Source organism: Bacillus sp. Cr_A10, from assembly GCF_029222665.1.
Classification (GTDB): Bacteria; Bacillota; Bacilli; order Bacillales_A; family Planococcaceae; genus Psychrobacillus.
This window is the reverse complement of sequence record NZ_JARHXR010000021.1, coordinates 161,967-187,098: the sequence shown is the minus strand read 5'-3', so window position 1 is coordinate 187,098 and position 25,132 is coordinate 161,967. Positions and strand designations below refer to the sequence as shown.

Genomic DNA, 25,132 nt, shown 5'->3' with positions numbered 1-25,132 from the left:
AGTACGTGACTGACCGAACGAATGAAGTTGACGAAGAAGTACGATGTGTATGGAAAGCCGAAGAGTCTAGTGATGATGGCGAAGAGGTCACACCCGTTCCCATACCGAACACGGAAGTTAAGCTCTTCAGCGCCGATGGTAGTTGGGGGTCTCCCCCTGTGAGAGTAGGACGTCGCTGGGCAATTGAAAAGTCGTCACCGAGTAATCGGTGGCGGCTTTTTTTGTTTGTAAAGAAAGAGCCGAAGGCAATGAGGAATAAAGAAATAATCGAGAAAGTAGAGGAACAAAGAGTTCGAGGAAGCAAGGAAGAGAGTATCATAACGTAGGACAGAAGAAAAATGTGTCATCTCAGAGGAAGTGAACTCTTTATTGTGAGAAATGGTCGCTTTCGTATATTCTTAGTCGCTTATACGACTCGGGTGGTTGCTTATAGGTTCGGAATGGTTGCTCTCCTAGACAAATTAGTCTCCCATATCCATATTTAACAAGAATAGTCTCGGTTTCAGCTAAAATGGTCTCGAATTAGAAAATTTGGTCTCGGTTGCAAGCAAACTAGTCGCTCTTTGAGCAAGATTAGTCTCGTTCTGCTATTTAATGGATAACCTTTCAATTTCAACAGTTGAAATAGGTATCAATAAATGAAACCATACTATACTAACTTCCTATTTATCACTCTTTGTATTTTAGTTGTACTTAATTATGGGTATATAAATAAGTAATAACTACAAATTACGAGAGGAGCTGGTGGAATGACTTCAACTGCAATTTCCATGGTGTTGATTATTTTTGCCATTAATATTGTTTATGTCACTTTATCTACTACACGTATGATACTTACGCTAAAGGGCTATCGATATGTTGCGGCGCTAATTAGTATAATAGAAGTGGTGGTATATATAGTAGGCCTTGGTCTAGTTTTGGATAATCTAAATGAGATTCATAATCTAATTGCGTATGCACTTGGATTTGGTACAGGAATAGTCGTTGGATCAAAACTTGAGGAGAAAATGTCATTAGGTTATATTATGGTAAATGCCATTTCTACTGAAAGTGAAAGCGAGATAAATCTATCAACACTTTTGAGAGAAGAAGGATATGGTGTAACTAGCTGGACTGCAAATGGACTAGAGGGTGCTAGACAAGCATTACAAATATTAACTCCAAGAAAAGACGAAGCGAAACTGTATAATCGCTTAAAAGAGATTGATCCAAAAATATTTATTATTGCATATGAGCCAAAAACTATTCATGGTGGATTCTGGGTAAAACGAGTAAGGAGAGGAAAATTGTTTTCATGAAACAAGAGACAAAGTGGTTTGAAGTACAAGAAAACGAAAGTATTTCGGAATGTATGAGTAAAATGACTGCACAAGGCTTTCAAGTAGTTGGAAGAAGAGAAGAACCGCTATTTCAAGAAGTTAATGGACAACCGGTGCCAGTTAGACAAATCATTCAATTGAAAGGGATAAAAGAAGCTAAAAAATAACCAAAAGACGAACATTATAGTTTTCTGAAAATTAATTGTTCGTATTTAAGCGTTGACGTGAGTCGCTATAATTGTTAAACTATGAATAGAAATGGACGATTATCTCCCCATATATGCTAAAGAATTGGCTTTAGCGTCTCTACCAAGTCACCGTAAATGACAGGACTATGAGGGAAAGCGACTTTTGGATATTGCTTAAAGGATGTGTTTTCATATGTTCATAGAGACACAAATCCTGCAACCATATTCCTCAAGTAAACTGCTTTTCTTCTAAAGAAAGTAGTTTATTTGGGGAATTTTTTATTTTTAACTTCATTCAATTGTTAATTGAAGTTTTATAAGCAAGATTTGGACGCAGATACGTCAAAAGCACTTTGATGGAGGGACGAGAATAATGAACGCAAAAATTGGTGTAATTATGGGTAGTTCTAGCGATTGGGAAACAATGAAATATAGTTGTGAAATATTAGAAGAACTTCATATACCTTATGAAAAACAAGTAGTATCTGCACATCGTACACCTGACTTAATGTTTGAATATGCTGAGCAAGCTAGAAAACGCGGAATTCAGGTGATTATTGCGGGAGCTGGTGGTGCAGCTCATTTGCCGGGTATGGTTGCTGCTAAGACAACACTTCCGGTAATTGGTGTTCCAGTTCAATCTAGAGCACTAAATGGTCTAGATTCTCTATTATCAATTGTCCAAATGCCAGGTGGCGTTCCTGTTGCTACAGTAGCAATCGGAAAAGCTGGTGCTACAAACGCAGGGTTACTTGCAGCACAAATACTTTCTATTACCGATTCGGAAGTAGAGCATAAACTCGAAAAAAGACGAGAAGATACGAAAAATAAAGTATTAGAAAGTAATGGTGAACTTCAATGACTAAAGTAATTTTTCCAGGGCAAACAATCGGTATTATCGGTGGTGGCCAACTTGGACGAATGATGGCATTAGCGGCGAAGGAAGCTGGATTTAAAATAGCAGTGCTAGAACCTACAATAGATTCACCTTGTGGCCAAGTTGCAGATATTCGTATAGTTGCTCCATATAATGACGAAGCTGCATTAGAAGAGCTAGCAGAAGTTAGTGACGTGATTACGTATGAATTTGAAAATATTGATTATGCAGGTTTAAAAAGATTAACTCAAATAGCATATGTGCCACAAGGAGCAGAATTAGTAAAGATCACACAAGATAGAATCCTTGAAAAAACGGAAATTCAGGCTTCAGGCGTGCCTATTGCGAAATTTGTCGAAGCAAGCACATTTGAACAGCTAGAACAGCGAATTGACGAAGTAGGCTTTCCATGTGTCGTTAAAACTGCTCGAGGTGGTTATGATGGGAAGGGGCAGCAAATAGTTCAAACAAAAGAAGAGCTGCATAATGCTAAGTCACTATTTGAACATTCTGCATGTATAGCAGAAGCATTTGTATCATTTACAAAAGAAATTTCAGTTATTGTTCAAAGAAATGGTGCTGGTGAAACGTATTGCTTACCAATTGGTGAGAATATTCATGTCCATCATATTTTGCATGAAACGATTGTTCCTGCACGCATTGACAATTCACTTGCAAATAAAGCGGTTGAAGCTGCTCAAACAATCGCGAATCACTTAAATTTAGTTGGAACACTTGCAGTTGAAATGTTTGTTTTAGAAAATAATGAGATACTAATAAATGAATTAGCACCAAGACCACATAATTCTGGTCACTATTCGATTGAGGCATGTAATATCTCTCAGTTCCATCAGCATGTTAGAGCTGTTTGTGGATGGCCACTTCGTGAACCAAAGTTATGGACGGATACGGTAATGGTTAACATATTAGGACAGCATGTTATTCCTTTAACGAATTCTATTAGTAAGTACCCAAACTGGTCCGTTCATTTGTACGGAAAAAGTGAAGCTAAAACAAACCGTAAGATGGGTCATGTAACAATCCTTTCAACTAACATTGAACAGACTTTAGAGGAAATTGAACAATCGAATATTTGGTCATAAAACAGGAGGAAATTAAATGATAGAACGTTATACTCGCCCGGAAATGGGAGCAATTTGGACAGAAGAAAACAAATACAATGCATGGTTAGAAGTTGAAATTCTTGCGTGTGAAGCATGGGCTGAAATAGGTGATATTCCGAAAGAAGATGTTGTCGCACTACGCAAAAACGCATCTTTCGATGTAAATCGTATTTTAGAAATTGAGCAAGAAACAAGACATGACGTAGTAGCGTTTACCCGTGCAGTTTCTGAAACTTTAGGGGAAGAGCGTAAATGGGTACATTACGGACTAACTTCTACGGATGTAGTAGACACAGCTCTTTCTTATTTGATTAAACAAGCGAATGTTATTCTTCGTAAAGATATTCAAAATTTTATTGAAATCCTTGAAAACAAAGCAAAAGAACATAAATATACCGTAATGATGGGACGTACGCATGGAGTACATGCAGAACCAACAACTTTTGGACTTAAGTTAGCTCTTTGGCTAGAAGAGATGAGACGTAATTTAGAACGTTTTGAAGCAGCTGCAACAGTAATTGAAACTGGAAAAATGTCAGGTGCTGTAGGGACTTATGCTAATATTGATCCTTTTGTTGAAAAGTATGTATGTGACAAACTAGGTCTTGCAGCTTCACCAATCTCAACACAAACATTGCAACGTGATCGCCACGCACAATACATGAGTACGTTAGCTCTAATTGCAACTTCTATAGAAAAATTTGCTACAGAGATTCGTGGTCTTCAAAAATCGGAAACTCGTGAAGTAGAAGAATTTTTCTCGAAAGGTCAAAAAGGATCTTCTGCTATGCCACATAAACGTAATCCGATTGGCTCTGAAAATATGGTAGGTATGGCGAGATTAATTCGTGGATATATGATGACTGCCTATGAAAATGTTGCTTTATGGCATGAAAGAGATATCTCTCATTCATCTGCGGAACGTGTTATATTGCCAGATGCAACAATTGCACTTAACTATATGTTAAATCGATTCGGCAATATCGTGAAAAACTTAACAGTGTTCCCTGAAAACATGAAACGTAATATGGATTCCACTTTAGGATTAATTTATTCTCAACGAGTGCTACTTGCACTTATTGATAAAGGTTTAGCACGTGAAACAGCATATGATACTGTTCAACCATTAGCAATGAAAGCATGGGAATCTCAAACTGCCTTCCGTACATTTGTTGATGCGGATGAAAAAATTACTTCTTTATTAACAAAAGAAGATTTAGATGACTGCTTTGATTACAACTACCATATCCAACATGTAGATTTAATCTTTAATCGTTTAGGTCTTAATTAATACAAAAGCGGACAATTTGGTACAACTTGCAATCGGTAGGGGGAAAACCCCTGCTGATTGAAGTTTCACTTCATCGGAGGGATTTACAGTGGAAAAAGGTCGTCTATTATACGAGGGAAAAGCAAAACAATTATTTGCAACAGAAGATGAAAACATCCTGTTTGTTTCTTATAAGAATAGTGCTACAGCTTTTAACGGTGAGAAAAAAGAAGAAATAGAAGGCAAAGGGATTTTAAATAATAAAATCACTACTATTCTATTTGAAGAGTTGAAAAATCGAGGAATTGAATCTCACTTTGTTGAGCAAATTTCAGAGAATGAGCAACTTGTAAGAAAAGTAGAAATCATTCCACTCGAAGTAGTTGTACGAAATGTAGCAGCGGGGAGTCTCGCTAAACGCTTAGGTATGGAAGAAGGCATTCCTTTAAAGCATACTATTGTAGAGTTTTACTACAAAGATGACGCTTTAGGAGATCCTTTGTTGACAGATGCACATATTGAACTGCTTGCACTAGCGACACCTGAAGAAGTAGAAACGATCAAAGCAAAAGCACTGGAAATCAATCAAGTACTTCAACCAATCTTTAAAGAGATCGGCGTTACTTTAATAGATTTTAAACTGGAATTCGGTAAAACTGCACAAGGTGAAATTTTACTTGCAGATGAGATCTCTCCCGATACTTGTAGACTCTGGGATGCCGAAACGAACAATAAACTAGACAAAGATGTTTTTAGACGTAATTTAGGAAGCTTAACAGAAGTTTATGAAATAATACTTTCCCGCCTAGGAGGATTATCAAAATGAAAAAAGTTAAAGTGTATGTAACATTACGTGAAAGTGTTTTAGATCCACAAGGTTCTGCTGTAATGGGTGCTCTTCATTCTATGGATTACAATGAAGTGAAAGATGTACGCATTGGGAAGTATTTGGAGCTTCAAATCGAAGAGAGTGATCGTGATTTAGATGCTATCGTGAGAGAAATGTGTGAAAAACTTCTTACAAATACAGTAATCGAAGACTATCGTTACGATGTTGAGGAGGCTGTAAGCAAATGAAGTTCGCAGTAATCGTTTTTCCAGGATCGAACTGTGATTTAGATATGTATCACGCGATTAAAGACGAACTTGGGGAAGAAGTAGAATACGTTTGGCATGATGAGAAAGATTTAAGCGGATTCGACGGTATTTTATTACCTGGGGGCTTTTCGTACGGTGACTACTTACGTTGTGGTGCCATTTCTCGCTTTTCTAATGTTATGTCGGAAGTTGTGAAAGCAGCGGAAGCTGGTAAGCCTGTTCTAGGTATCTGTAACGGATTCCAAGTATTAACGGAAGCTGGTCTTCTGCCAGGAGCACTACTTCGTAATAAAAATCTTAAATTCATGTGTCGTACAGTAGATTTAAAAGTGGTAAATAATGAAACACAATTTACTTCTGCATATAAAAAAGACGAAATAATTCAAATTCCAATCGCACACGGTGAAGGAAACTATTATTGTGACGAAGAGACGCTTGCTACATTAAAAGAAAACAATCAAATCGTTTTCACATATGCTTCTGAAAACCCAAATGGTAGTTTGGAAGATATCGCAGGTATTGTGAATGAAAGAGGAAATGTCCTTGGAATGATGCCTCATCCAGAACGTGCTGCAAATGATATTATGGGCGGTTCAGACGGTCTAGCTTTATTCAAATCAATTGTGAAACAGTGGAGGGAAACTCATGTCAGTCATGCTTGAACCAAATCCAACGCAAATTAAAGAACAAAAACTATATGCTCAAATGGGGATGTCGGACGAAGAATTTGAAATGGTAGAAAAGATTTTAGGACGTCTACCAAACTATACAGAGACTGGTTTATTTTCTGTTATGTGGTCGGAGCATTGCTCGTATAAAAATTCTAAACCAGTATTACGTAAGTTTCCTACGAAAGGTCCTCAAGTATTACAAGGACCAGGTGAAGGTGCTGGTATTGTTGATATTGGTGACGGCCAAGCAGTGGTATTCAAAATGGAGTCTCATAATCATCCATCTGCAATTGAGCCTTATCAAGGTGCAGCGACTGGTGTTGGTGGGATAATCCGTGATGTATTCTCTATGGGTGCTCGTCCAATTGCAATGTTAAATTCTCTTCGTTTCGGAGAATTAAAAACTCCACGAGTAAAATATTTGTTTGAAGAAGTTGTAGCTGGTATTGCGGGTTATGGTAACTGTATCGGTATTCCAACAGTTGGTGGAGAAATTCAGTTTGATGACTGTTATGAAGGAAACCCTCTTGTTAACGCAATGTGTGTAGGTTTAATAAACCATGAAGACATTCAAAAAGGGATTGCTGCAGGCGAAGGTAACACAGTAATGTATGCTGGTGCCAAAACTGGTCGTGACGGAATCCATGGTGCGACATTCGCATCAGAAGAATTAACAGAAGCTTCAGAAGAAAAGCGTCCAGCTGTCCAAGTTGGAGATCCATTCATGGAGAAGCTTTTGTTAGAAGCTTGTTTAGAAGTAATTAAATCAGATGCTTTAATCGGTATACAAGATATGGGTGCTGCGGGCTTAACTTCATCCTCTGCAGAAATGGCTTCAAAAGCTGGTTTTGGTGTAGAGATGAACTTAGACTTCGTACCACAACGTGAAACTGGGATGACTGCTTATGAAATGATGCTTTCAGAATCTCAAGAACGTATGTTAATAGTTGTAAAAAAAGGTCGCGAAGATGAGATTGTTAAGATTTTCGAAAAATATGATTTAGACTGTGTTGCGGTAGGTAAAGTTACTAACGACAAAATGCTTCGTTTGATTCATAACGGAGAAGTAGTAGCTAATGTTCCTGCGGATGCACTTGCAGAAGAAGCACCAGTATATCACAAACCTTCAGCAGTTCCTGCTTACTTTACTGAATTCCAAGCAATGGATAATGTTGAACCGATTGTTTCGGATTATAAAGAAACTTTACTAAACTTACTTCAACAACCTACTATTGCTTCAAAAGAATGGGTTTACGATCAATATGATTACCAAGTTCGTACTAGTACAGTAGTTACACCTGGTTCAGATGCAGCAGTTGTTCGTGTCCGTGGTACAAATAAGGGCTTAGCAATGACAACAGACTGTAACTCTAGATATATCTATTTAGATCCAGTTGTAGGTGGAAAAATTGCTGTAGCAGAAGCTGCGCGTAATGTTGTATGTTCGGGAGCCAAACCACTTGCAATTACAGACTGCTTAAACTTTGGTAATCCAGAAAACCCAGAAATCTTCTGGCAATTAGAAAAATCAGCAGATGGTATTTCAGAGGCTTGTATTGCTTTAGATTCACCTGTTATCGGCGGAAATGTTTCCATGTATAACGAGCGTAGTGGAACAGCTGTTTACCCAACGCCAACTATTGGTCTTGTTGGACTAGTAGAAGACTTAGCACATGTGACAACTCAATCATTGAAAGCTGCTGGAGATATTGTCTATGTGATTGGGGAGACGAAAACAGAATTTGGTGGATCAGAGCTTCAAAAATTAGTAGAAAAGCGTATTTTTGGGCAAGCGCCAACAATTGACTTAGAAGTAGAAGCAGCACGTCAAAAGGCACTTCTTTCCGCTATCAAAGCTGGAATCGTGCAGTCTGCGCATGATATTTCAGAAGGTGGACTTGCGGTAGCTTTAGCAGAAAAAGCATTTGGTGCGAAATCCCTTGGAGTAGAAGTAACACTAACTGGTTCTGCAACGACAGCGTTATTCAGTGAGTCTCAATCACGTTTCTTAGTAACTGTAAAACCTGAAAATGCTGCAAAGTTTGAAGAAATCTTACAAGATGCAGTTCAAATTGGTACTGTCACAGATTCTAATAAAATCATCATAACTAACGAAGACGGAACTGAATGGATTAGCGGTTCTGTTGACGAATTCCGTTCCGCTTGGAAAGGAGCAATACCATGCTTGCTGAACTCAGAGGCTTAAATGAAGAATGTGGTGTATTCGGGATTTGGGGACATCCTAACCCAGCTGCCTTGAGCTATTATGGATTACATGCACTGCAACACAGAGGACAAGAAGGTGCTGGAATTGTTGTCACAGACGGAGAACATTTACGTGCTGTGAAGGGTGAAGGCTTGGTTAATGATGTATTTAATAATGGAAAATTAGAAAAGCTAGAAGGTCACGCTGCAATTGCGCATGTACGTTATGCAACTGCAGGTGGCTCTGGAATCGAAAATGTCCAACCATTACTCTTCAATTCTACGACTGGAAGTCTAGCAATCGCTCATAACGGTAATATTGTGAATGCTACCCGTTTAAAACGAAGCTTAGAACGTCAAGGTAGTATTTTTCAAACAACATCTGATACAGAAGTACTTGCACACTTATTGAAAAAGAGTAATCTTCCATCGTTTGAAGAAAAAGCTAAGCAAGCTTTAAGATTACTTGAAGGTGCGTTTGCTTTTATCATTTTAACTGAGGACGGTATGATAGTTGCGCAAGATCCACAAGGAATGCGACCACTTTCTTTAGGTCAATTGGATGGTGCATGGGTAGTTGCATCTGAAACAAGTGCCTTTGATTTAATTGGAGCAGAATTAGTTCGTTCTATTAATCCAGGTGAGTTATTAATTATCAATAATGATGGTTGTCGTTCTGAACGTTATGTAGAGAAAAAAGATCGAGCAATTTGCACGATGGAATATGTATATTTTTCTCGCCCTGATTCGGATATCGATGGAATTAATATTCATATGGCAAGAAAGCGCCTTGGAAAACAACTAGCAAAGGAAATTCAAATTGAAGCGGACGTAGTGACTGGGGTACCAGACTCTAGTATTTCTGCAGCAATCGGTTTTTCAGAAGCAACTGGCATACCTTACGAACTTGGTCTTATTAAAAACAGATATGTTGGAAGAACTTTTATCCAACCTTCACAAGATTTACGGGAACGTGGAGTGAAGATGAAGCTTTCCCCAGTGCGCCAAGTTGTAAAAGGTAAACGTGTAATTATGGTAGACGATTCAATCGTAAGAGGAACTACATCAAGACGTATTGTAAATATGTTAAAAGATGCAGGTGCACTGGAAGTACATGTAGTTATTAGTTCTCCTCCACTAAAAAATCCATGTTTTTATGGAATTGATATTAGTACAGATTCGGAGCTTATCGCTTCTAATAATAGCGTAGATGATATATGTAAGTTGATTGGTGCTGATTCTTTAACATTCTTGTCTGTAGAGGGAATGGTTGAAGCAATAGGTAGACCAGAAGGCGAGAAAAATTGTGGTCACTGTTTAGCTTGTTTTACAGGTGAATATCCAACAGATATTTTCGCAGATACGAAACTACCACATGAAAAAGAGCTTGTTCGATAGGAGGACATGACGTGTCAAAAGCATATGAAAAAGCAGGCGTGAATATTGAAGCTGGCTATGAAGCAGTTCAACGAATGAAGTCACATGTCGAACGTACAGCAAGAAAAGGAATTATGGGTACTTTCGGTGGTTTCGGCGGAATGTTTGATTTGTCTTCATTAAATTATAAAGAGCCTGTATTAATTTCAGGTACAGATGGTGTTGGAACGAAGCTGAAGCTTGCATTTATGACGGATTCCCACGATACAATCGGTGTAGACTGTGTAGCGATGTGTGTGAATGATATTGTAGCACAAGGCGCAGAACCGTTATTCTTCCTTGACTACGTTGCAGTTGGCAAAGCTGTACCTGCTCGTATTGAGCAAATCGTAAAAGGTGTTGCGGATGGCTGTGTTCAGTCAGGAGCAGCATTGATTGGTGGAGAAACAGCGGAAATGCCAGGTTTATACGAAGAAGATGAGTATGACTTAGCTGGATTTGCTGTTGGTGCCTGTGAAAAATCAAAAATTGTTACCGGTGAGAATATTGCAGAAGGGGACGTTTTAGTAGGTATTGCTTCAAGTGGCGTCCATTCTAATGGATATTCTCTAGTTCGTAAAATTGCATTTGAAGAGCAAGGCTATACTCCAGAAACGATTGTTAAAGGCTACGAGGAACTTGGCGAAATCGGTAAAGCTCTTCTAACTCCAACTAAAATTTACGCAAAGCCAGTTATGGAAATGCATCAGGAACTTTCTATTCACGGGATGGCACATGTAACGGGGGGTGGCTTTTATGAAAACCTACCTCGTATGATGCCAGATGGATTGGCTGTTGAAATTGATTTGGGTTCATGGGAAGTACTCCCTGTGTTTCAATTTTTAAAAGAAAAAGGATCGCTTGTTGATCGTGATTTATATAACGTTTTTAATATGGGAATTGGTTTTGTACTATCCCTTTCAGCTGAGGAAGCGGATAAGGCAATCGCTATTGCAGAAGCCCATGGAGAAAAGGCATATACAATCGGTCGTGTTGTAAAAGGTGAAGGTGTTATATTCACTGGAGCGCATGACGGGAGTTTAGTGTAATGGTGGGAAAACCGAAGTTTGCAATATTTGCATCTGGGAGTGGAAGTAATTTTCAAGTTATTTACGATGCAGTAAAAGCTGGAAGATTAGTTGCTAATGCAGTATTGGTTGTCACAGATAAACCGGGTGCATTTGTAGAAGAACGGGCGAAAAAAGCAGGTGTCGAAACACTTGCTATTAAGCAAACAAGTTTTTCCTCTAAGGATGCATACGAACAAGAAATTCTAAAGAAGCTTCAGGAACTTGAAGTGGAGTGGATCGTACTTGCTGGCTATATGCGCTTGATTGGGAATGTGTTGCTCGAAGCGTACCCTAATCGAATCATTAATATCCATCCTTCGTTACTTCCTGCTTTTCCAGGAAAAGATGCAATCGGTCAAGCAATTGATCACGGGGTCAAGGTAACAGGTGTAACAGTTCACTATGTGGATGCAGGAATGGATACAGGACCAATATTAGCTCAGCAAGCTGTCGAAGTAGTGGATGGAGATAGAGAGAAAACAGAAGAACGAATCCATGCTGTGGAGCATGAATTGTATACGAAGACTTTACAAAAACTATGGAGCCGGTGATTATACCGGCTTTTCTAACTACAAGAGGAGGAAGCATTGTGGCAAAACGTGCGTTAATTAGTGTTTCAGATAAATCAGGGATTCTCGAATTTGCAAAAGAGTTGGAACAGCTTGGATATGAAATTTTATCAACTGGTGGAACAAAATCATTTTTAGAACAAAATGGTGTTGCGATTACATCAGTAGACCAAGTAACAAATTTTCCAGAGATTTTGGATGGTCGAGTAAAAACATTGAATCCTATGATTCACGGTGGATTGTTAGCAAAACATGATGACCCTTCTCATCAGGCACAACTAGAAGAACATAAAATAACTCCAATTCAAGTAGTTTGTGTGAACTTATATCCTTTTCGCGAAACAATTTCTAAACCAGATGTAGCATTTGAAGATGCTATTGAAAATATTGATATTGGTGGCCCATCGATGCTACGTTCTGCTGCCAAAAACCATCAATACGTAACAGTAGTTACAGATACATCTGACTATGAGGAAGTATTAGGTCAATTAAAAGAAACTGGAGAAACTACTTTAGAAACACGTCGCCGATTAGCTGCAAAAGTTTTCCGCCATACAGCAGCATACGACGCTTTAATTGCTAGTTATATGACGGATTTAACTGGCGAAGAATTTCCTGAATTACTAACATTAACATATGAACGTAAGCAAGCTTTACGCTACGGTGAAAATCCTCATCAAAAAGCAGCATTTTATAAACGTCCACTTGGATCTGATTTCTCTATTGCTTCTGCAACTCAATTACATGGGAAAGAGCTATCCTACAACAATATTCAAGATGCAAACGCTGCTATTCAAATCGTAAAAGAATTCGAAATTCCCGCTGCAGTTGCAGTAAAACATATGAATCCTTGTGGTGTTGGAACTGGTAATACGATATCAGAAGCTTTTAATAAAGCATACGAAGCAGATTCAACTTCTATTTTCGGTGGAATTGTTGCATTAAACCGTGAAGTAGATGCAGCAACTGCAAAGGTTTTGGCAGGAATTTTCTTGGAAATCATTATTGCTCCTTCATTTTCAGAAGAAGCTATCGCTATGTTAACTGCAAAGAAAAACATTCGCCTGTTAACTATTTCTTATGAGCAAACAAAAAAAGATGCATGGAATACCGTATCTGTGGAAGGTGGATTATTAGTTCAATCTCCTGATACATTTGGATTAAAAGACGCGGATGTGAAAGTTGTTACAGACCGCGAACCAACACCAGAAGAATGGAAAGCATTAGAACTTGGATGGAGCGTAGTGAAACACGTTAAGTCTAATGCAATTGTTGTTTCTACTGAAGATATGACAATCGGAGTCGGTGCAGGTCAGATGAATCGTGTGGGTTCAGCAAAGATTGCGCTGGAGCAAGCAGGTGAACGAGCAAAAGGAGCAGGACTTGCATCAGATGCATTCTTCCCGATGAACGATACAGTAGAAGTAGCTGCAAAGGCTGGCATTACTGCGATTATTCAAACAGGTGGTTCTGTTAAAGACCAAGATTCAATTGATAAAGCAAATGAATACGGAATCGCAATGGTATTCACTGGCGTTCGTCATTTTAAACATTAAGGGAGGCACTTCATATATGAATATACTCGTAATTGGTAGTGGTGGCCGTGAGCATGCTATTGCAAAGCAGTTCAATGATTCCCCTTCTGTAAACAAAGTTTTTGTGGCTCCAGGTAACGCTGGTATGTTAGAAGACGCAACAATTGTACCAATTGATGTTATGGCTTTTGATGAGCTTACAACTTTCGCAAAAGAAAATAAAATCGATTTAACTTTTGTTGGACCAGAGCAACCACTTGCAGGTGGGATCGTGGACTTTTTTCAAGCAGAGGGCTTACGTATTTTTGGACCAACAAAGGCTGCTGCACAACTAGAAGGCAGTAAAGCATTTGCAAAAGAGATTATGCAAAAATATGATATCCCAACAGCAGAGTACGAAACCTTTACAGAAGTAGATAAAGCGAAAGCATATATTGAAAAGCTAGGAGCTCCTATCGTCGTAAAAGCAGACGGACTTGCTGCAGGTAAAGGGGTAGTAGTTGCCATGACGGTGGAAGAAGCAAACAATGCGGTGGAAGATATGATTGGCAATCAATTATTTGGAGAATCGTCTTCTCGCGTTGTAATTGAAGAATTCTTGGACGGGGAAGAGTTTTCTTTCATGTCATTCGTGCATAACGGTCAAATTTATCCAATGGTAATTGCACAAGACCATAAACGAGCTTATGACGGAGATAAGGGTCCAAACACTGGTGGTATGGGCGCATATTCACCTGTTCCACAGATTTCTTCAACAATTGTCGATGCAGCATACGAAGCAATCGTTGTTCCGACCGTACAGGCAATGACTAAAGAGGGAATATCTTTTACTGGTATTTTATATGCAGGACTTATTTTAACGAGCGACGGTCCAAAGGTTATCGAGTTTAATGCACGTTTTGGAGACCCAGAAACACAGGTAGTCCTTCCTCGAATGGTAAGTGACTTTGGTGAATTCATGACTGCATTGATGGATGAGAAACCGTATGAACTAAAGTGGTCGAAGGAATCCATGTTGGGCGTAGTCATTGCTTCAGAAGGTTACCCAGGAGACGTGAAAAAAGGCGCTGAGCTTCCTAATCTTCAATCCCTACAAGAATTAGGGCTACATGTTTTCCATGCAGGTACTAAAGCTAGTGATGATGGATTTATTGCCAATGGTGGTCGAGTTATTTTAGTTGCTGCAAGTGAAACTACTTTAAAAGAAGCACAAGAAAAAGTATACGAGGGTCTATCTACTTTACAATGGGATGGTCTATTTTTCAGAAAAGATATAGGTTGGCGAACTTTTCTTTAATTTGATGGGATAACTCCGTATTTGGAGTTATCCTGTTTTTATTTTGACCTTGTTAAGCTTCATTGTTAGAATGTGTGCTTTTCACGACGCAAGACGCTAGTCATAGACTTAATCAAATAATCACCAGCTATATGCATTCGCGCTGGCCTCACGTCCGCATGAGCCGGGGACTTCATGGAGGGCACTGAAAAAGTCTATAGAATTCGACTTTACTAAATAATGTCGTCCGATAAATAAAAAAATCGTTGAAACGGCTCCCTTTCCGCGGGCGTTGCCTTAGCCTCCTCGCTGCGCTGCGGGGTCTTCGGCCAACGCTATTCCCGCAGGAGAATCGCCTTAATCAACGATTTTATATAAATACTATTTGAATAAGTTTAAGTGATAAAAACTTGCTCTTTTAATGGCATGATGGTTTTCTAATTGAAAAGCGGATAATAGTTGATTGGAGTGGAAGGCGGCGACTCCAGCCGGAATAGCAAATGTTTTCTGCACCGAAAGCGAAGCGTCAGGTGCATGAGGTGAAGACCCTGGACTAAGCGTAGCGAGGGAAGCGGCTGAAGCCATGCCGGCGGAACGCGTCCGCCTGGAACGGAAATTAAGGGGCCAAAATAAAAATCGAATATGTGAACAACTTGTCGTTCATATATTGTTGATGAAATCTCATTGAGGACTTTTTCAGCGCCTTCCACGTCATGCGGCAAGCGCACTTCCGTGGATCTGAAATCGTTTAATAGAAAAATTAACTGTTTTATTAAACTACTCTAAGAATAAATATTTTTTCTCAGAATTTACTAAAAATACAATTCGGTACTTTGCTTTACTAAAGTGATGTGCTATATTTATTTTTATGAGCGAAACTACAGGAGGGAGAATGGATGCGATGCAATATCCAATTTGGAAAATTGAAGAGATTAGGCATCAGATAGAAGTGGTTAATGGAACAAAGCCACCTGACATTCTTATAAAAAATGCAACGTATTTACATAGCCACTTAAAAAAATGGATTACCGGAAACATTTGGATCGTGAAGGATCGAATCGTCTACACTGGTAATGAAATGCCATTAGTTACGGAAACCACGGAAGTATATGATGCGAATGGTCAAAAAATTGTACCGGGATATATAGAACCTCACGTACATCCATTTCAACTTTATCAGCCTCATTCTTTTGCAGATTATGCTGCACAGCTTGGAACAACAACTTTTATTGCGGATAACTTGGTCTTCTTTTTGTCACTTGAAAACAAGAAAGCGTTTTCAATCATGGATGAGTTAAACAAATTACCTTTTGCATTTTATTGGTGGGCACGATTTGATTCACAAACTGAATTAGAGAGTGAAGAAAAGTTGTTTACTTCTAAATCAATCGGTGAATGGATTGACCGTCCAGATGTGATTATGGGTGGTGAGTTGACTGGATGGCCTAGACTGCAATCTGGTGATGATCAAATGTTGTATTGGATGCAGCAAGCAAAGACAAATGGCATGAAAATTGAAGGGCATTTCCCAGGTGCATCGGAACGTACACTTGCTAGAATGCGATTACTTGGAGCCGATGGGGATCATGAGGCTATGACCATAGAAGAAGTAGAGAGACGGATTCTCCACGGGTATGCTGTGACTTTAAGACATTCTTCTATTCGTCCAGACTTACCAATTCTTCTTAAAGGAATTTTAGAGAAGGATCTTCAGATTTTTGATCATTTAATGATGACGACTGACGGAGCTACGCCTTCGTTTCATCTAGATGGTGTAATGGACAAATGTATTCAAGTAGCTTTAGACGCGGGAGTAAAACCGGTAGATGCTTATTTAATGGCATCATTTAATGTTGCAAAATATTACAATCTATCAAACTTACATGGCGTAATTGCTACTGGCAGATTTGCCACATTAAACTTTTTAAAAGATGAAAATAATCCAGTGCCAATCAGTGTTTTATCCAAAGGTGTGTGGTTAAAAAGAGATGGAGAAAAAGTGCATGGATTATCGCCAGTAGACTGGTCTCATATGCCAGATTTAAATTTAAATTTTGAATTGAAAGATGCAGATTTTCAGTTCTCCATGCCATTTGGAATTGAAATGGTAAACGACGTTATTACAAAACCGTATTCTATATCAGTTGATACAACAGACAACGAACTCTCTAGTAAACATGATCAGAGTTTTTTAATGTTAATCGACAGGAACGGTAAATGGAAAGTTACGACGCTAATCAAAGGATTTGCAACATCATTAAAAGGATTTGCATCCTCTTATTCAAATACCGGGGATATAATATTAATTGGTAAAAATAAAAAAAGTATGCTAAAGGCCTTTCAAGAAATGAAGAAAATGAATGGTGGTATTGTTCTTGTAGAAGACGATCAAGTTATTTGTTCTCTTAAACTTCCAATTGGAGGAGTGTTGTCTGACAAACCAATGGAAGAATTGATAGAAGAAGAGATTCTTTTAAAGAAAGAGTTGGCAGCAAGAGGATTTAAGCATGGTGATGCCATTTATACATTGCTATTTTTGCAATCCACACATTTGCCTTATGTTCGAATTACACAACGAGGAATTTTCGATGTAATGAAAAAACAAGTACTATTTCCAGCTGTTATGAGGTAGGGGGATTACTGTGTTCAAAAAAAGGGGTTTTATATTTGCAATAAGTATTCTTTTATTAGTTGCTTGTTCAGATAAAGAAGAGATGACAGAAGATATAATAGAAATAGTGGAAGAACCAGTAGCAGCAGAAGAGGAAATAGAAGAGAAAGAGCTTCCTTATATTGCTCCTTTTACTGGAGTCGGATCCGAAGTTGAATCAAAACAAAGAGCAGTGCTTGTAACTATGAATAATCATCCTCTTGCACGTCCTCAATCTGGTATTGCTCAAGCAGACATTGTTTATGAAATGCTTGCTGAAGGGAATGTCACGAGATTTCTTGCACTTTATCAAAGTGAGATACCTGACATGATTGGTCCTGTAAGAAGTGCACGAGATTATTTTGTAACGATTGCTCAAGGGCTGGATGCCTTTTACATAGCCCACGGATATAGTCCGGACGCTCAAAAAATGTTAAATGCACGAGTCGTTGATAATATTAATGGAATGCAATATGATGGTATACTGTTTAAAAGGTCGAAGGAGCGTAAAGCGCCACACAACTCCTACATAACAAAAGACAATATAGTAGCGGGTGCAGATAAAATAGGTGCTTCTATGGAGCTTCACAAAATTCCTAAACTATCTTTCTATGATTCGGAGGAAGGCGCAAAGCTTGGTAATCCAGTATCTAGTATAAGTATTCGTTACGGTAATGGAGCAAGCTTTGAAAATCAATATACGTATTTACAAGAAGAAGGTATTTATGAAAGAACATCAGCAGGAGATTTGACAACAGATAAAGAAACAAAAGAACCTGTGAAAATATCGAATGTAATATTCATGGAAATCCCACATAAAACGATTGATAATGCTGGAAGACAAGCTTTGGCTTTAAATGATGGAGGAAGAGCTTATCTTTTCCAAGCAGGAATAATGAAAGAAATTGAATGGGAAAATGTTGATGGAATTTTAGTTCCAATGGAAAATGGGGTTCCTGCAAAACTTGTAAAAGGAATGTCATGGATAAGTTTTGTTCCAACAAATCCCGGATTAGAAAATATGGTGAATTTTTTACCCTAAGAGTAGACTGAAGTGAAGGGAATGAAAGTATATGCAGATTGATAAAATAAAAGGACATCAAACAGACCAGTTATTTAAAGCGGTTTTAGAGTTAAAAGATATGGAAGAATGCTATCGATTTTTTGATGATCTATGTACAATAAGTGAAATCCAATCTTTGGCACAACGATTTGAAGTTGCCCATTTATTGAGATTGAAAAAAACATACGAAACAATTAAAAAAGAAACAGGTGCAAGTACCGCAACTATTTCACGTGTGAGACGTTGCTTTGATTATGGAAACGAAGCATATGATGAAATGCTTGGACGTTTGTATCCAGATGAGCAGCCCTTTCAAAATCCAAGAGACAAAGTAGACAATTGATACCTATTTTCTAGAAAGTCTGATATTTGCTGAACAGAAGCCTCTGTTCAGTTTTTTTGTTATAATGATTTGAGAAAGAGTGGATTTTACTATTCAGTATTGTCTAGCTTCAGACACCAGCTACTCGAGGTCAAATGCAGTTTCCTTCGGTTTTAGTGGAACTGCCTACTCAGTAACCGACATTGCGTAGCTAAACGGCGTCTGACGCATTTCATATAAATTTTATGTAGGTGACGAAATGGATTATAAAGAGTGGCGACATATATTTAAATTGGATCCGGCAAAAGAAATTGGTGCGGATGCGTTAGAAAAGATCTGTGAATCTGGAACCGATGCGATTATGATTGGTGGCTCGGATGGAGTAACACTAGATAACGTTATAGATTTATTGATGCGTATTCGGCGCTATGCGGTACCTGTAGCGCTAGAAGTATCAACAATCGAGTCGATTATTCCTGGTTTTGACTATTATTTTATTCCAAGTATTTTAAATAGCACAGATACAAAATGGGTAAAAGATTTACATCATGCTGCCACAAAGGAATTTGGAGAAGTGATGAATTGGGAAGAAATTATTCCAGAGGGTTATTGTATTCTAAATCCTGACTGTAAAGCAGCTAAGCTGACGCATGCTGAGCATCCTTCTACTGATGATGATGTTATAGCATACGCACAAATGGTAGAGCATCTTTTTAAATTCCCTATTTTTTATATGGAATATAGCGGGATGTATGGAGACGTGGAAATTGTTAAGAAGGTTAAATCTCGTCTTGATCATACAAAGCTTTTTTATGGTGGAGGAATCCAAAACGAACAGCAAGCACGTGAAATGGCCGCGCATGCAGATGCAATCATTGTAGGAAATCATGTTTATGAAAACTTAACAGAAGCTTTGAAAACTGTAAAAGCTATTAAGTGATATTTGAGTAATTTCTTATTCAACGGTATAATAATAAGAACAAACGTTCTTTTAAGGAAGTGTGTATTATGGAACTGATAGCAAAAAACTTGTTGAATGGTATGAATAAAGAACAAGAAAAAGCGGTTAAAACAACAGAAGGTCCACTCCTCATTATGGCAGGAGCGGGATCCGGTAAAACACGGGTTTTAACACATCGTATTGCTTATTTAATCGTGGAGAAAGAAGTTTATCCATCGAAAATACTTGCGATAACCTTTACGAATAAAGCAGCGCGTGAAATGCGCGAGCGTATAAATGGTATTTTAGGTGCAGGTACAGGTGAAAGTATGTGGGTCTCTACGTTTCACTCTATGTGTGTACGTATTTTACGAAGAAATATTGATAGAATTGGCTATTCTAAAAGCTTTTCAATATTGGATACAACCGATCAGTTAACGGTTATTAAAAATATTTTAAAGGAACAAAATATTGATTCTAAAAAGTATGATCCACGTTCGATGCTAAATGCGATAAGTAGCGCAAAAAATATTTGTATAGATGCAGATACGTATAAAGCACAAATGAACGAATTTAACCCATTCGAAAAAACGGTAGCAGAAGTGTATAAAGGGTATGAAAAGCGTTTAAGAAAAAACCAGTCTCTGGATTTTGATGATTTAATCATGACGACATTAACGCTCTTTAAGCGTGTTCCAGAAGTACTGGAGTATTATCAAAGTAAATTTCAATATATTCATGTGGACGAGTACCAAGATACAAACAAGGCCCAATACGAATTAGTTCAAATGCTTGCACAAAAATTTAAAAATATTTGTGTAGTAGGTGACTCCGATCAATCTATTTATCGTTGGCGTGGAGCAGACATCCAAAATATTTTATCTTTTGAAAAAGATTATCCGAATGCGACTGTAATTATGCTAGAGCAAAATTATCGTTCGACAGGTAGAATCCTCCAAGCGGCAAATGACGTCATTGGTAATAACACAAGTAGATATCCAAAAGTGCTACGAACTGACAATCTCGAAGGTGAAAAGATTGAAATGTTTCGAGCAAATAACGAGCAGCAGGAAGCGCAATTTGTCGTCCAAAAGATACAAGATTTAATGGAGCAAGAAAATCGGACATTAAATGATTTTGCTATTCTGTATCGTACTAATGCACAATCACGTGTAATGGAGGAAGTACTCGTTAAATCTAATATGGCCTATACGATTGTAGGTGGAACTAAGTTCTATGATCGAAAAGAAATTAAGGACCTACTTGCGTATCTTCGTCTAATTGCCAATAATGACGATGATTTATCACTTGCACGTATTATTAATGAACCAAAGAGGAATATTGGTGCAACTTCTTTTGAACGTATAGCGATGTATGCACTAGAACAAGATCGTTCAATTTTAGATGCACTGAATGAAGTTGATTTCATGGGATTACCTGCTCGTGCTGTAAATTCCGTCGTTCAATTCCACGGACTGATTCAAAACTTTACACAAATGCAGGAATTCTTATCTGTAACCGAAATAGTGGAGCAGGTGCTTGAGAAAACTGGATATCGTCAAATGCTAAAAAATGAAAAAACCATTGAAGCAGAGAGTCGATTAGAAAATATTGAAGAGTTTTTATCTGTTACGAAAGCCTTTGAAGAAAAAAGTGACGATAAATCGCTTGTTGCTTTTCTAACTGATTTAGCACTTATTTCAGATATTGATAAGTTGGACGAAGAGGAAGACACTTCCAAAGGGAATATTATTCTAATGACGATGCATGCTGCCAAAGGGCTCGAATTCCCGGTAGTTTTCATCATTGGTATGGAAGAGAATATTTTCCCACACTCTCGTTCTATTGGTGACGATGATGAAATGGAAGAGGAACGTCGTTTAGCGTATGTTGGAATTACAAGAGCAGAGGAAAGATTATTTATTACTTGCGCTCAATCACGTACTATTTTTGGTCGTGGTAGCTACAACAGTCCTTCACGTTTTATAGCAGAAATCTCAGATGACATAGTTGAAGTGGTTGGATGGACGAAAGATATAAGAATGAATAAACATAGAGATTCTGGAGCAATATCTCCAACAACACAGCGGGCTGCTGTTTCAAGACCTGCTTATCAATCGACAGGTGGAGAAAAGTTGGGCTGGCAAGTTGGGGATAAAGCAGTGCATAAAAAATGGGGCATAGGTATGGTTGTTAGTGTTCGTGGCGAAGGTGAAAATACAGAGCTTGATATTGCCTTTCCAAGCCCAACTGGTATTAAGCGATTGTTAGCTAAATTTGCACCTATAGAAAAAGGATAATTCACTCAGTGGAGGAAAGCCCATGGATAAATTAGAACAACGAGTAAAAGAGCTGCATAAGCTTTTATATGACTATGGTTACGCCTATTATGTGTTGGATGACCCCATTGTCCCAGATGCAGTATATGATCAGTATTTAAATGAATTGATAGCATTAGAGGAGCAAAACCCTGATCTCATTTTACCGGAATCGCCTACACAACGTGTGGGAGGAACGATCATCGAGGGGTTCAAAAAAGTAACGCATGCAAATCCGATGCTTAGCTTATCAAATGCATTTAATGAGGAGGATATCCGAGATTTTGATAGCAGAATCCGTGGTATTATTGATGAAACACCTACGTATGTATGCGAGTTGAAAATTGATGGACTAGCTATATCACTTTTATATGAAGACGGTCTTCTAACGCGGGGGGCAACTCGTGGAGATGGGACTACTGGAGAAGACATTACAAGCAATATAAAAACAATCGGAGCTATTCCATTACGCTTAAAAGACCGAGTTACGATGGAAGCAAGAGGAGAAGCTTACATGCCAAAAGCTTCATTTAGAAAACTAAATGAAGAAAGGGCAGCTAAAGGAGAAGAATTATTAGCAAATCCAAGAAATGCTGCAGCCGGTTCTCTTCGTCAATTGGACCCTAAAATGGCAGCGAGTAGAAAACTCTCTTTCTTCGCATATGGACTTGGTGGTGACGGAGAAGATCAGAATATAGATCGACATTCCGATGCATTAGAATTTATGAGAGAGCAAGGCCTACCTACAAATAAAGAAACAAGAAAATGTTCTTCTATTGAAGAAGTACTCCAATTTATTGAAGAATGGACAGCTAAAAGAAACGATATTCCGTATGAGATTGATGGTATCGTAATAAAAGTTAATGACTATGCACAGCAAGAGGAACTAGGATTTACAGCGAAAAGTCCTCGTTTTGCTATTGCTTTTAAGTTTCCAGCAGAAGAAGTCTTAACGACTATTATAAATATCGATTTAACGGTTGGCCGTACTGGAGTTGTGACACCAACGGCTATTTTAGAACCAGCTCAAGTAGCAGGTTCAACTGTCCAACGTGCCACATTACACAACGAAGATTTAATTCGTGCAAAAGACATACGAATTGGTGATCGTGTGATTATTCGTAAGGCGGGAGATATTATTCCCGAAGTAGTATCCGTAATTACAGAGGAACGAGATGGAACAGAAATTCCGTATGAAATGCCGAAAAATTGTCCAGTATGCGATAGTGAATTAATTAGAATTGAAGAGGAAGTTGCACTACGTTGCGTGAACCCTCAATGTCCTGCTCAAATCCAAGAAGGGATCTATCATTTTGCATCTAGAAATGCCATGAATATTGAAGGTCTTGGGGAAAAAGTGGTGGAGCAGTTATTTAGAGAGCAGCTTATTGTGGACGTTTCTGATTTATACAAGCTTACTGTAGAGGATTTAGTTGGTTTGGAGCGCATGGGATTGAAATCTGCAACTAACTTAGTGCAAGCAATTGAAACTTCCAAATCAAATTCAATGGAACGTGTGTTATTTGGACTTGGTATTCGTCATATAGGAGAAAAAGCAGCAAAAATTTTATCGGAAACATTTCATAGCTTCGATTCATTGATGAGAGCAACGAAAGAAGAGTTAACGGCAGTTTTTGAAATTGGAGATAAAATGGCAGATTCACTTGTGACTTATTTTGAACAAGAGGAAGTAAGACTGTTAATCGAGAGATTAAAAGAAGCAGGCCTCACTCTACATTATACGGGTAAAATTGTGGATGCAGCTGCAATAGAAAATAGCCCATTTGCTAATAAAACGGTTGTTCTAACAGGAAAACTTACACAATTAACAAGGCAAGAAGCAAAAGAAAAAATTGAAGATTTAGGTGGAAATGTCGCAGGTAGTGTTAGTAAGAAAACGGACTTAGTCATTGCAGGAGAAGATGCAGGGTCAAAGCTTGAAAAAGCAACAAGCTTAGGAATTGAAATCTGGGATGAACAAAAACTGCTAGACAATTTACCGAAGTAAAGGAGTTTGAACATGGCAAAAAAATTAATAGGAATATCCAGTCTAATTTTATTGCTTATAGTTTCTGGGTGTACTCCTAGGTTGGATGAAGAAACGGAAGTAATTCAAGACACAGAGAAAGAAACGACAAAAACTGTAATTATTCCAAGTTTACAATTAGATGAAACTTACTACCGAACTTTAATGCCTTATGAGGAAAGTGCGAGTAGAGGGCTAGTTGTATCAAATCTTGCGACTAAATACGATATGAAAGAAGTAGAAAATGGGCTTCTTCGAATTTCTCAAAATGAGTTTTCTCCGGATACGTATTTATTTCAGGAAGGCCAATACTTAGACACAAAGACGTTAGAAAAATGGTTAGCTAGAACTAATCAAGCAGAAGGCGGATTAAATCCAAGTAGTGCAGGTTTGACTGGTGAAGAGAAAGCAAAAAAAGCTCCTGTTTATATTACGCATATTGTCGAACAAAACTATTTAAAAAAAGAAGATAATACGGTAAAACTTGCAGGCGTATCAGTCGGACTTGCTTTAAATTCTATATACTATTATCAAAAAGAGGACTATGGAGCATGGTTTGAGGAGCCTTTATCTCAGGCACTTATTGAAGAAAACGGAAAACGAATTGCAGAAGAGGTAGTTTCCCGTATGCGAAAAGATGAAGCTCTAGCAAATATTCCAATTGTTGTTGGTCTATTCAAACAAAGTAGTAAGAATGCTGTTGTTCCAGGGACCTACTTCACCTATAGCGTAGCTCCTGGTGGAAAAAACGTTTCCGATTGGCAGAAAGTCAATGAGGAGTATATTTTATTTCCTTCAGCAGATTCAAAAGAAAAATATCGTGATTTAGATACGATTTTCAGAAACTTTAAACAAGATGTGGAGTTGTATTTTCCCAATTACACAAGCATTATTGGGACTGGATATTTTAAAGAAAATCAGCTGCAGAAATTAACGATAAACATTCCTATTCAGTTTTATGGCACTGCCGAAGTAATTGGTTTTACACAGCATCTTGCAGGATTGGTGAAAACTCACTTTAATACTTCGATGAATGTAGAAGTTCAAGTCAATTCCTTAGACAGAACAGAAGCGTTATTGGTTAAGAAACCGGGCGAGGAAGATCCGTTTGTGCATATATATACACAATAAAAAGTAGCACTCTGTTCAACTAGAGTGAAAAATGATATGATATTGCTTATGGTTATTGAATTCG

At 38.2% G+C, this 25,132-nt stretch carries 21 protein-coding genes, 1 rRNA gene and 1 riboswitch; all 22 genes read left to right on the top strand.

All coding sequences use genetic code 11. The features are described from left to right. The first annotated feature begins 65 nt into the window (after positions 1-65). A 5S ribosomal RNA gene (rrf, locus tag P2Q73_RS19025) occupies positions 66-181 on the top strand. 568 nt (positions 182-749) lie between these two features. Next, positions 750-1,298, top strand: a complete 549-nt coding sequence (locus P2Q73_RS19020) for a DUF2179 domain-containing protein (protein ID WP_053591888.1) — start codon at positions 750-752, stop codon at positions 1,296-1,298. Continuing rightward, positions 1,295-1,486 carry an NETI motif-containing protein gene (locus P2Q73_RS19015; protein WP_275790081.1) on the top strand — a complete coding sequence of 64 codons (192 nt, stop codon included), beginning with the start codon at positions 1,295-1,297 and terminating at the stop codon, positions 1,484-1,486. The genes P2Q73_RS19020 and P2Q73_RS19015 overlap by 4 nt, the downstream gene beginning before the upstream one ends. Before the next feature lie 87 nt (positions 1,487-1,573). Continuing rightward, positions 1,574-1,674, top strand: a riboswitch (purine riboswitch). A 206-nt stretch (positions 1,675-1,880) separates the two neighbouring features. Further along, positions 1,881-2,369 (top strand): 5-(carboxyamino)imidazole ribonucleotide mutase, encoded by a 489-nt coding sequence (gene purE / locus P2Q73_RS19010; RefSeq protein ID WP_275790078.1) that lies wholly within the window; start codon positions 1,881-1,883, stop codon positions 2,367-2,369. Next, entirely contained in the window at positions 2,366-3,487 is a 1,122-nt protein-coding gene (gene purK, locus P2Q73_RS19005) for a 5-(carboxyamino)imidazole ribonucleotide synthase (protein ID WP_275790075.1), read from the top strand. Before purE ends, purK begins: the two co-directional genes overlap by 4 nt. Positions 3,488-3,503: 16 nt before the next feature. Next, complete coding sequence (gene purB, locus P2Q73_RS19000) at positions 3,504-4,799, top strand: adenylosuccinate lyase (protein WP_056833383.1); 1,296 nt, start codon at positions 3,504-3,506, stop codon at positions 4,797-4,799. 88 nt (positions 4,800-4,887) lie between these two features. Further along, positions 4,888-5,604 carry a phosphoribosylaminoimidazolesuccinocarboxamide synthase gene (purC, locus tag P2Q73_RS18995; protein ID WP_053591893.1) on the top strand — a complete coding sequence of 239 codons (717 nt, stop codon included), beginning with the start codon at positions 4,888-4,890 and terminating at the stop codon, positions 5,602-5,604. Continuing rightward, positions 5,601-5,855 carry a phosphoribosylformylglycinamidine synthase subunit PurS gene (gene purS / locus P2Q73_RS18990; protein WP_053591894.1) on the top strand — a complete coding sequence of 85 codons (255 nt, stop codon included), beginning with the start codon at positions 5,601-5,603 and terminating at the stop codon, positions 5,853-5,855. Before purC ends, purS begins: the two co-directional genes overlap by 4 nt. Continuing rightward, on the top strand, positions 5,852-6,538 hold the full coding sequence (gene purQ, locus P2Q73_RS18985; protein ID WP_275790070.1) for a phosphoribosylformylglycinamidine synthase subunit PurQ: 687 nt from the start codon (positions 5,852-5,854) through the stop codon (positions 6,536-6,538). Before purS ends, purQ begins: the two co-directional genes overlap by 4 nt. Beyond that, positions 6,522-8,753 carry a phosphoribosylformylglycinamidine synthase subunit PurL gene (purL, locus tag P2Q73_RS18980; RefSeq protein ID WP_275790068.1) on the top strand — a complete coding sequence of 744 codons (2,232 nt, stop codon included), beginning with the start codon at positions 6,522-6,524 and terminating at the stop codon, positions 8,751-8,753. Before purQ ends, purL begins: the two co-directional genes overlap by 17 nt. Beyond that, positions 8,729-10,150, top strand: a complete 1,422-nt coding sequence (purF, locus tag P2Q73_RS18975) for an amidophosphoribosyltransferase (RefSeq protein WP_053591897.1) — start codon at positions 8,729-8,731, stop codon at positions 10,148-10,150. The genes purL and purF overlap by 25 nt, the downstream gene beginning before the upstream one ends. An 11-nt stretch (positions 10,151-10,161) precedes the next feature. Continuing rightward, entirely contained in the window at positions 10,162-11,217 is a 1,056-nt protein-coding gene (gene purM, locus P2Q73_RS18970; RefSeq protein WP_275790066.1) for a phosphoribosylformylglycinamidine cyclo-ligase, read from the top strand. Further along, positions 11,217-11,789 (top strand): phosphoribosylglycinamide formyltransferase, encoded by a 573-nt coding sequence (purN, locus tag P2Q73_RS18965; RefSeq protein ID WP_275790063.1) that lies wholly within the window; start codon positions 11,217-11,219, stop codon positions 11,787-11,789. Before purM ends, purN begins: the two co-directional genes overlap by 1 nt. 38 nt (positions 11,790-11,827) lie before the next feature. Further along, positions 11,828-13,363 (top strand): bifunctional phosphoribosylaminoimidazolecarboxamide formyltransferase/IMP cyclohydrolase, encoded by a 1,536-nt coding sequence (gene purH / locus P2Q73_RS18960; RefSeq protein ID WP_053591900.1) that lies wholly within the window; start codon positions 11,828-11,830, stop codon positions 13,361-13,363. 16 nt (positions 13,364-13,379) lie between these two features. Then, a complete protein-coding gene (gene purD, locus P2Q73_RS18955) occupies positions 13,380-14,639 on the top strand; it encodes a phosphoribosylamine--glycine ligase (protein WP_053591901.1) in 1,260 nt (419 codons plus the stop codon). 880 nt (positions 14,640-15,519) lie between these two features. Then, entirely contained in the window at positions 15,520-17,250 is a 1,731-nt protein-coding gene (locus tag P2Q73_RS18950; protein WP_275790101.1) for an adenine deaminase C-terminal domain-containing protein, read from the top strand. Between the two features lie 10 nt (positions 17,251-17,260). Beyond that, complete coding sequence (locus P2Q73_RS18945; RefSeq protein WP_275790059.1) at positions 17,261-18,310, top strand: DUF3048 domain-containing protein; 1,050 nt, start codon at positions 17,261-17,263, stop codon at positions 18,308-18,310. Between the two features lie 31 nt (positions 18,311-18,341). After that, entirely contained in the window at positions 18,342-18,674 is a 333-nt protein-coding gene (locus P2Q73_RS18940; protein WP_053591903.1) for a YerC/YecD family TrpR-related protein, read from the top strand. Positions 18,675-18,912: 238 nt separating this feature from the next. Continuing rightward, the gene (pcrB, locus tag P2Q73_RS18935; RefSeq protein ID WP_275790056.1) at positions 18,913-19,593 is read left to right on the top strand and encodes a heptaprenylglyceryl phosphate synthase; all 681 of its coding nucleotides are present in this window, start codon (positions 18,913-18,915) and stop codon (positions 19,591-19,593) included. A 68-nt stretch (positions 19,594-19,661) separates the two neighbouring features. Continuing rightward, positions 19,662-21,893, top strand: a complete 2,232-nt coding sequence (pcrA, locus tag P2Q73_RS18930; RefSeq protein ID WP_275790054.1) for a DNA helicase PcrA — start codon at positions 19,662-19,664, stop codon at positions 21,891-21,893. A gap of 22 nt (positions 21,894-21,915) precedes the next feature. Further along, positions 21,916-23,919 carry an NAD-dependent DNA ligase LigA gene (ligA, locus tag P2Q73_RS18925; RefSeq protein WP_275790051.1) on the top strand — a complete coding sequence of 668 codons (2,004 nt, stop codon included), beginning with the start codon at positions 21,916-21,918 and terminating at the stop codon, positions 23,917-23,919. Positions 23,920-23,931: 12 nt separating this feature from the next. Further along, a complete protein-coding gene (locus P2Q73_RS18920; protein WP_275790048.1) occupies positions 23,932-25,068 on the top strand; it encodes a CamS family sex pheromone protein in 1,137 nt (378 codons plus the stop codon). The last annotated feature ends 64 nt before the right edge of the window (positions 25,069-25,132 follow it).